The 9,208-nt window shown below is 47.2% G+C and carries 8 protein-coding genes and 1 pseudogene; 5 read left to right on the top strand and 4 right to left on the bottom strand.

What is annotated here, in order from left to right:
* Window positions 1–62: 62 nt before the first annotated feature.
* Window positions 63–780: pseudogene (locus QUA80_RS32435) on the bottom strand (ISAs1 family transposase); the annotation flags it as partial.
* Between the two features lie 429 nt (window positions 781–1,209).
* Between QUA80_RS32435 and QUA80_RS32430 the strand changes: the two are divergent.
* On the top strand, window positions 1,210–1,689 hold the full coding sequence (locus QUA80_RS32430) for a J domain-containing protein (protein ID WP_333429025.1): 480 nt from the start codon (window positions 1,210–1,212) through the stop codon (window positions 1,687–1,689).
* Window positions 1,690–1,765: 76 nt separating this feature from the next.
* The gene (locus tag QUA80_RS32425) at window positions 1,766–2,038 is read left to right on the top strand and encodes a DUF3143 domain-containing protein (RefSeq protein ID WP_333333869.1); all 273 of its coding nucleotides are present in this window, start codon (window positions 1,766–1,768) and stop codon (window positions 2,036–2,038) included.
* 298 nt (window positions 2,039–2,336) lie between these two features.
* Here the strand turns inward: QUA80_RS32425 and QUA80_RS32420 are convergent, their stop codons facing one another.
* From QUA80_RS32420 to lysA, 3 genes are all read right to left on the bottom strand, one after another.
* Entirely contained in the window at window positions 2,337–3,083 is a 747-nt protein-coding gene (locus QUA80_RS32420; protein ID WP_333429024.1) for an isoprenyl transferase, read from the bottom strand.
* Window positions 3,080–3,994, bottom strand: a complete 915-nt coding sequence (gene cdaA / locus QUA80_RS32415; RefSeq protein ID WP_333429023.1) for a diadenylate cyclase CdaA — start codon at window positions 3,992–3,994, stop codon at window positions 3,080–3,082. The genes QUA80_RS32420 and cdaA overlap by 4 nt, the downstream gene beginning before the upstream one ends.
* A 227-nt stretch (window positions 3,995–4,221) precedes the next feature.
* Window positions 4,222–5,640, bottom strand: a complete 1,419-nt coding sequence (gene lysA, locus QUA80_RS32410) for a diaminopimelate decarboxylase (protein WP_333429022.1) — start codon at window positions 5,638–5,640, stop codon at window positions 4,222–4,224.
* 185 nt (window positions 5,641–5,825) lie between these two features.
* Between lysA and rimI the strand changes: the two genes are divergently transcribed.
* The 3 genes from rimI to QUA80_RS32395 all read left to right on the top strand — a co-directional run bounded on the left by rimI (window position 5,826) and on the right by QUA80_RS32395 (window position 9,089).
* Complete coding sequence (rimI, locus tag QUA80_RS32405) at window positions 5,826–6,440, top strand: ribosomal protein S18-alanine N-acetyltransferase (protein WP_333429021.1); 615 nt, start codon at window positions 5,826–5,828, stop codon at window positions 6,438–6,440.
* A gap of 460 nt (window positions 6,441–6,900) precedes the next feature.
* Window positions 6,901–7,449: a hypothetical protein gene (locus QUA80_RS32400; RefSeq protein WP_333429020.1), complete on the top strand. Its 549-nt coding sequence runs from the start codon at window positions 6,901–6,903 to the stop codon at window positions 7,447–7,449.
* 35 nt (window positions 7,450–7,484) lie between these two features.
* Window positions 7,485–9,089 (top strand): hypothetical protein, encoded by a 1,605-nt coding sequence (locus QUA80_RS32395; protein WP_333429019.1) that lies wholly within the window; start codon window positions 7,485–7,487, stop codon window positions 9,087–9,089.
* Window positions 9,090–9,208: the final 119 nt, after the last annotated feature.

Genomic DNA, 9,208 nt, shown 5'->3' with positions numbered 1-9,208 from the left:
CGAATCATTGGTTTTCTCACCGGATGGTCTTGGATTTTACATTCTTTATCTCTATCACATCTTTAAAAAAATGGTATAACTGGTACAGTCCAAACTTCCCGAATTTCCCTGCGGTGATGTCCTGTTTCAATATGTTTGGCATAGCTAACATCAACGCAATGAAAATTCTGCACTTGCGCGGTTTCCAACCATTGCTGATGAACAAGATTGTATAAAGTTGGGTGATTGGTTTTAAGTGCTAGGACATAATCACCTTTCTTCTCGATAATCTTATTGGCAATCTCTGTTTGTGTCCCCATAGCATCAATGGCGATCGTCGAGCCTGTGATATCCAGCAACTCTAATAATGCGGGAATGGCTGTAATCTCATTAGATTTATCTTCTACTTTCATCTGTGCTAACACCAGACGTTGCGTACTCGACCAGGCACTAATTAGATGCAGGGCTGACTTGCCTTGATTTCGTTCGTATGAACCCCCAATTGTCTTGTCATCTATAGGTATAATCTCTCCTGCCATCTTCGTGACCAAGGTTTCTACCCAATTGAGAAAACACTGATTTAGGGCATCAGGATCTATGAACTCAAATACCCGACGAAACGTATCATCTGAAGGCATACCGTTTGGTAATGCCAAAAAATCTTTTAACCAAGTTTGTTTACTGATGCCGTAGTTCTCGATGTCTTCCCATCCCGCTCGCGCCGCCAATTATGGCTAAGATTGCAATTACTAAAATGTCGGTGAGTTGATGTTTCTTAGTTCGCTCTACTCTTGGGTCTTTGAGTCCTCCAAAGTGCTTGACTAAACTCTCTTGAATAACTCCAATTTCTTCTACCACAGCTTGGGAATTTTTTGCAGTGTCAGAACTTTTTTTAGCATCAACTGATTTAATTTTAAAGCCCTGAGACATAATTCTGTTTCCTAGAGATAAAAAAAAATAGCTGTCTCTGCTCTACCATACTCGCTTCTTATCTGTTAAGTACAATTGTTACCAAATTTGATGAGCTTACCCTGACAGAATACCTCCTTAAGCGCAGCACTTAAAGCCTGCGGGGATATAACGGAAAAAGAGCGACCTACCGATGGACGCGCGATCGTACGTTGAGCCGATCGCCCGCGAAACCCCCTCGATCGAACAGACAGTAGCGCTCCCCTCAAATCTGCTCTAAAATAATCAAAAATTATAAACAACAAGCCCAGAGGCGCTGAGGTGACTCCTAACGAGGGAACGGCAAACAGCAAAAGTCAGAAAATACCCGGCAAAACCCCCTTGGGTTCTAGCTACTACGGCTTGTTAGGGCTGCATCCTTCCGCATCGGCGATCGAAATTCGGCGATCGTACCGGGAACTTAGCAAACTCTACCATCCCGATACCACCGACCTGCCGCCTGCGGTCGCTACCGCCAAATTTCAGCAGCTCAACAACGCCTACGCCACCCTCAGCAACCCAGAACGTCGCCTCGCCTACGACCTCAAAATAGGCTATTCTCGGATGAACGTGATTGGGCCGCCCCCCGGCTTCAATACTCCGGTTTCGGGTTCCGGCGAAAAAACTTCCAAATCCGCTTACCTAGACCCCACGGATCGACCTCTTTCCCCTGGAGAAATGTTCGCCCTGTCGATCATGGGAGCTAGCTTGATCGGATGTTTGGTACTGGCGATCGCGATCGGCTTAATTCGCGGCAATTAAACCCTCAAATCCCAAATCCCCAATCCCAAGCCTAAAATCCCCAATCTAAAATCTCAAATCTCAAATCTAAAATCCCATGACTCTTCCTTCCGCTGACACTCCTTTGTACAACCATCCACTCCCCGAAATCGAGCAGTGGCTAAAAAGCCGCGGCTGCCAGCAAGACCGGCGAGAACTCCACTGCTGGCAGATCGAGCAACTTACATGGAAAGCAGAACTCTCCCTCGATATCGACCAACTCACTGTCCGCTACATCGAGGCCGGAGCCGACGGGCAAGACATTCAGCGAGCATTCAAATACTCCCTCTCACGTCAGGACATTGAAGCTGCTGTTTTCTCTGGGCCCTAATTAGATTTTAGATTTTAGATTTTAGATTTTAGATTTGTCCTCCAATCTCAAATCTAAAATCGTTATGTTGAGCCGGAGATGAGTGAAATTGGTATTAGATTTTAGATGGAATCCAGGTAAGAAGCATCAACCGTGCAAGCATTTACATGGGATTGCGAGTGGGACGCTTGCTGTATTTTGCTGTGCGGGACGCTCGCAGGTCGTAAAAACGTTTTTTACTTTCATGGAGATGCTCCCTCAGAATCCACACCTGCTTGGAAACTAAAAAATCAACCAAAAAATCTAAAATCTAAAATCGTTAAACTCTGCCAAATCGGCGGTTACGTTGCTGATAAGTAGACAAAGCGCGGTGAAACTCCGATCGATCGAAATCCGGCCACAGCGTCTCAGTAATATAAATTTCCGAATAAGCCATTTGCCATAGTAAAAAATTGCTCAACCGCATTTCCCCGCTCGTCCGGATCAGCAAATCCGGGTCACAAACATCAGCAGTATACAAATAGCGTTTAAATAAAACCTCATCAATCTCCTCCGGCTGCAACTTGCCCTCTTTCACCTGAGTGGCGATCGCCCGACAAGCTTGGACGATCTCCTGACGCCCCCCGTAATTCGTCGCCACCGTAAACAGAATCCCCTGATTGTGCTGAGTTGCCGTCACAGAACGCTCGATTTCCGCCTGCAAAGACTTCGGCAAAGCCTGCAAATTCCCCATAAATTGAATTTGCACGTCCTCGTCCACCATCTCCCGCAATTCTTGCCGCAGCTTACCCTCAAACAAACTCATCAAAAAATCCACTTCCCCGGTCGGCCGCCCCCAATTCTCCGTCGAAAAAGCATAAGCCGTTAAAGCTGGAATCCCCCAATCTTTGCAGCAGCGCAGCAGTTCCTTGAGAGTGCTAGCTCCTCGGCGGTGCCCGGCAATCCGCGGCAATCCCTTATTCTTAGCCCAGCGCCCGTTCCCGTCCATAATCACTGCTATGTGTTTAGGCAGTAGTTCTTGTTGCAGATCCTCCGGCAACTTTTCCAAGCAAATTCCTTGACTCATGGTTTCTCCCGATTACCCGATCGGCGCATTATCCGCTTTAACAGTGTCACTCCCTTCAATCCTATCTGGCGTCCGAGATTGCCGATCGGAATTGGAGCCACAGCTCTTTCTCCCTCTGACGGAAACAGCTTTGCTTCCAGCAATTCCTTAAGTTTGCTGCTAGTCAAAGGTCGATTTAAAGTTCCCATCTGCGCCAGAGAAATAGAACCCGTTTCCTCGGACACCACCACGCAGAGGCAAGCTTGCACCCGTTCCGTAATCCCCATCGCAGCCCGGTGGCGAGTTCCCAACTGCCGCGACGCGCTGCGGTCGGACAAAGGCAAAATTACCCCCGCCGACACGATCCGCGAACCTCGAATCAAAACAGCTCCGTCGTGGAGCAATGTTTGCGGCTGAAAGATAGTCTGCAACAATTCTTTAGAAACTTCTGCATTTAGCTTCACTCCCGGGACTGAAAAATCCCGATCGTCGATCGGAGAATCTGTTTCTACAATTAATAAAGCGCCCGTGCGGTTTTGCGAAAGTTCTTTTACTGCGTCCACAATTTCATCTATAACGCTGTCCGGTTCGGGAGTTGGTCGGCGATCCCGTCCAAACAATTGTATAATTTCCCCCCGACCCAATTGTTCCAGAAATCGGCGAAACTCCGACTGCAATATTACCGCCATTGCCACAGCCGAACCCGTCACCAAGCTGTTGAGGGCAACGTGCAACAGTTTCAATCCAGCCCAGTTGCTCACCGCCGCCGCCAGCATCAAAATGATAAATCCCCTTACCATCCACAGCGTCCTGCGCTCGCCAACAATGACGAGCACCAAATACGCAAGCGCAAAGACCAGTCCAATATCGAGCCCTTGAATCAATAAGGACTGAACGAGGCCAATGTCATAGCCAGATTGTTGATTGTTCATGGTTCATCGAACGCTACCGCCTGTGAACCGCGAACCGTGATGCACTCGAACCCGTGAACCATGAACAGTTGTTATAAGGAATACGCTGAAAATCCCCGCGTTTTTAGACCGGGGAGTGTCAATCCAATCGCGTCACTGAACAAGGCAAAAGTTAAAAGTCAAAGAGCAATCACTGAGTAAACATCGATGGTCTTTCTTTTAACTTTTAACTTTTAACTTCTCAGCTTTTACTTTTGAACTCCGAGCCGTTCAGGAAGGCGGTCAAGCCTCAGCAAATCCTGGTAAGTTTCCCGCTGTATAATCGTGTTAACTTCCCCATTTCTCACTAAAACCGCTGCCGGTCGAGGTACTCGGTTGTAGTTAGAAGCCATGCTGTAATTGTATGCCCCTGTAGCCGTAACCGCGAGGACATCTCCGGCCTGACACTCTGGCAATTTGGCATCTTTAATCAGAACATCGCCTGACTCGCAGTGTTTCCCAGCAATTGTCACTGTTTCCGTTAAGGGAGCAGACATTTTACCGGCTGCGAGGACTCGATAAACTGATTGATAGGTAATAGGACGCGGATTGTCGGACATCCCTCCATCTACAGCTAAATACGTCCGCATTCCCGGAATGACTTTTTGAGAGCCAACGGTATAAGCTGTGACGCAGGCTGTACCGACGAGCGATCGACCCGGTTCGCAAAGCAACTTAGGCAAGGGCAATTGCTGCCGCTCGCAAGCTGCTACCACTGCGGAGCAAATTGTACGAGCCCAATCTTCAATGCTAGGAGGATCGTCCGCTTCAGTATAGCGAATGCCCAACCCACCGCCAATATTAATTTCTGTCGCTGGCAAACCATAACTCAGTGCTTTTGTCAAGGCCTGAATTATGACATCGGCTAAATCGTCATGGGGTTGCAGTTCAAAAATCTGAGAGCCGATGTGAGCGTGCACTCCCACGCAAAATAACGACGGCTGTTGGCTGATGAAAGTAAATACTCGATCGAGCGAGTTGGGATCGAAGCCAAATTTACTGTCGATTTGACCCGTCTGAATGTACTCGTGGGTGTGACACTCAATTCCAGGAGTAAACCGCACCATAACTCGTGTCGGCCCACCTGTGAGGCTGCTGACACCCAATTGTCCCAACTCTGCTAGAGTCTCTAAATCCCGCCAATTGTCGGCTACGGTAATGCAGCCGCTTTCGACAGCTAGTTGGAGTTCCTCGCGGGACTTGTTGTTACCGTGGAAGTAGATTTTGTCGGGGCCCACGCCGGCTTGCAGTGCAGTGTGGATTTCTCCGGCGGATACGACATCTATGCCTAAACCTTCCGAAGCTGCGATCGCGCAAACTGCCAAACAACTCCAAGCTTTAGAAGCATAGAGCACTTGAGATTCGCCCGGATAGTAACGCTTAAAAGCATCCCGGTACTGGGTGCAAGCAGCCCGCAGCGTTTCTTCGTCTAAAATGTATAACGGCGAGCCAAATTGCTCCACCAAGGCTGTCACCTCGCAGCCTCCGATTTCCAACCGATCGCTGCTGTTAACACTGGCTGTCAGCGGTAACAGTTCTTGATTTGGCGATCGAGTTTGCAGGGCTTGTTGAGACTCAGACAGATACTTAAGCCCCGATTCCACCCCGAAAGATTGAGTTGATACCATCGCGCAATAACTATCCTAGGTTATTAGTCAGCAGTCATTAATCAGCAGTCAGCAGTCGGCAGTCATTAATCAGCAGTCATTGGTCGTTGGCAGTAGACTAATGTCTGGAGACTTGTGAGTCATGACTCAAAACTAGCAACAAACAGCTAATCGCTACCGTGTTTTCCAGTGTACAATTTACAGCCGTGCGTTTTCTACAAATTAAACATCTCGCCGCCGAAGACCTCAACAGTGCAGTCGAACTCGATCGGCTCTGTTTTGGCCGACTGTGGACTTTAGAAGGCTACAGACGCGAGTTAGACAGTCCTAACAGTGATTTACTGGGTTTGTGGGCATCGGAAACCGGGGGCGGCGAATCAGCTCAAAACCTGGCGGGCACGGGGGCACCGCCCCTACAGATTCCCCCAACTCTCATCGGTTTGGGTTGTCTGTGGGCAATTTTAGAAGAAGCTCACATTACAATTTTGGCAATTCAGCCTCGCTTTCAAGGTCAGGGTTTAGGACAAGCTCTGCTTTGGGCTTTACTAAAAAAGGCTCACTACAGACAATTAGAACGGGCAACCTTAGAAGTGCGTGAATCTAATTTAGCCGCCGTGTCTCTGTACAAAAAATTTGGTTTTAAAGAGGCAGGACGGCGGAAACGTTACTACGAAGATACCGGAGAAGATGCTCTGGTAATGTGGCGCAGCGGCCTAGAAAAACCTGAATTTCGGCAATATTTGGCTGTTGAGAAAGTGCAAATTTGCGATCGGCTGCATCAGAAAAACTGGCATTGGGCGATCGATATTTTTGAGTTTTAAGTGTAATTTGTTAATAATTTAATAAGACTTACGCATCAAGTTTCTGAAACCTGATAAAAAAAAATACTTCGTTATATCAATTCCGGTTACATCGGAATGATAGTAAGGTCGGAAACGACAGTGCTGTTTCCCCTACCCCAAAATAATCGTAGCACGTGCGAGGCTCCCAGCCATCATGCTGGTGAGGAGGAAACGGCAGTGCCGTTGGACTACCCCAATTAATTGTAGGGAAACGGCATTGCCGTGTCCTAATTGTGGGTAATATTAATTATGATGCTACCGAATTTAATATTACAGCCTGCAGATAAGCGTAAAAAACCCGATTTATTTGGTCGGAGTGCGATCGCGAACTGTTTAATAAAAAAACAGAATACCCAAATCCCCAATTTTTTAAAGAAGTCGGGGATTTAATAGAATTACTTAGACTTTTTTAAGATCGATATTAGGAGGCTCGATCGTTATGGCGACAATAACAGGCACAATCAAAGTCAACGTCGATGTCGCCTACGTCACCGATCCCAAATTCGCGGGTGTCTACACAGGTGACTTTTCCTACGACGATACACATCTGACCAAAGTTGGCGAGGAGGCCATGACCATCAACGATCGAATTATACCAGGACTGCTATCTCTGAACTTTAGATTTCTGGACTTTGCTGATGGCTTAACTCCTGTCACCTATACGGCCAGTGATGATTTAAACTTCCCAGACGCTCCCGTTTTGGCTTTCTTGAACGGAATTCCCTCTCAATTTGGCTTCCAAGTTGCTCCGGGAAATGATGGCGGAGTTTGGGGTGGAAATAACGGATTTATGTTTGTCGATCCTGGGACATTTAAGTTCGTCTTGCGAAATGGAACTATTGGAGGTGAGGGGAGTGTGACCTTAGAAATTAACGAATCTCCTCCTACTCCCGTACCAGAGAACGCCTCCCCCTTGGCCTCATTGTTGGCTTTTTTGGGCTTGGGTGGAGTTCACTTCTGGAGAAAGTCGAGAAAGGGAAACAATTAATCATCTTTACCAACCTAACTTGAGAGGAATGAACGATGACAGCGATAGATACTCGGTTTTTGGTGACAGGTGGCGAAACTAACAGACCACCTACCAATGCTTTTAGTCCAAGTCAACGTCAAATAAATATCCGTGCGCCCTTCTCGGTTCCCTCTGCCGATCGATGGACTGGTCAAAAAGTATGGTTGCTGATTCCTGGTTTCACAGCACCCAGCGATTCTTTTGATGCAACTCTAGCCAGAGCAATCAATAATGCTAACCCAAACGATACAGTTTTAGCCCTTGACTGGACTCAAGTGAGCGGCACCCCAACAAACAATGCAACAGCAGGGATAGCTAGAGGAGACCTTTACAGGTCTGGTTCGTGGATTACCCCAGTGGCAACAGCAATCCAAAACAAACTTGTTGACTGGGGAATGCCAGCCACAGCACTCAATATTGTCGGTCACAGTCTTGGTGCTCACCTTGCCAGCGAACTTGCCGCCAGTTTCAATACTACCTATGGGAGTCAAGTTGGTTCGGTTACAGCCCTTGACCCAGCATCAAATAGTGCGAAAATTGTCAGTCCATACGATATTATTAATGGCTTCGATACAAACCTATCGAATGGATACCGAAGGAATGGAGGAATTGCAGACCCAATCGAACGCTTAGACTTTGGTGCTACGACTTCAAGAAGAAGTTTTAATGGCATCAGTAGTGTAGCAGGAAATGAAGCTCAAGCTGGAACTGCCAGGGAATCTTTCCTGTTTGACTTCGGCACCAATCCGCTTAATCCCCTAGACCAAGCTGCTCAACACAACCGTGTCGTGACCGCCTACACAAATTTGGTTAAAACTGATGCAGCCGACAATTCTCGTTTAGCCACAAATATTCTGGGTCTGACTGACACGCAGCCCGATCGTGAATTTCGACCAAACTTCTATAGAGGGGATTCTCTTAACTCTCTTCAAGTGCATGAAGGAGTGATTCCCGTTGATGCTCAAGATAATCCTTTATTTCTGGTTGCTGCTAAGCTTAATGGCGGAACCAACGATCGCTTCATCTATGGGACTAACAGCAACGACGTATTAACAGGAACTGGCATTTTTGGGAAATATTACAACAACAACGGCAACCATACTTATTATTTTGGGGATGGGGACGATATTGTCTCTGCTGGCACAGGTAGTGACACCATTAATGGCGGGGCTGGAGATGACAACATTAATGCCGGAAATGGCAACAATACCATTCGCGGTGACGAGGGTAATGATGTTCTCACTGGTGGAAACGGCATTAATATATTGTTTGGTGGTTTGGGGAACGACTCTCTCGGAGGTGGTGCGGGTCAGAACATATTAAGAGGTTCAGAAACCAACGGGCAATCTGGTGTTGAGGTAGATACTTTAATTGGCAACAGCGGTAACTCGGTTAACACATTTTATATTGGTGATAACACAACAAATTGGTACTCAGTCGGTGGTGGAAATGATTACGCCAAAATTGTTAACTTTGCAGAAACTGACGTGATTGTATGTGGCGTCAATATTGAGGCGCAAAACGGTATCACTGAAACCTTTCTCTGGTCTGGAAGTGAATTGATTGCAAAGATTGACGGTCTCTGGGCTTCGGAACTACAGTTCCCTGTAAGGATTTAGAATTGACATCTCCCCGGTCTGGCAGAGGCGGCTGTGATTGGTTATATCGCTCTTCCATCACTCTAAGCAGAAGAAAATAAGAAATATTCGGATTCAGTGCTCTCTGGGATAGCACCTCG

It is taken from the genome of Microcoleus sp. F4-D5 (assembly GCF_036704885.1).
Lineage (GTDB): Bacteria > Cyanobacteriota > Cyanobacteriia > Cyanobacteriales > Microcoleaceae > Microcoleus.
The sequence above is the reverse complement of the archived record's forward strand: the minus strand, read 5'-3'. Positions and strand labels throughout refer to the sequence as shown.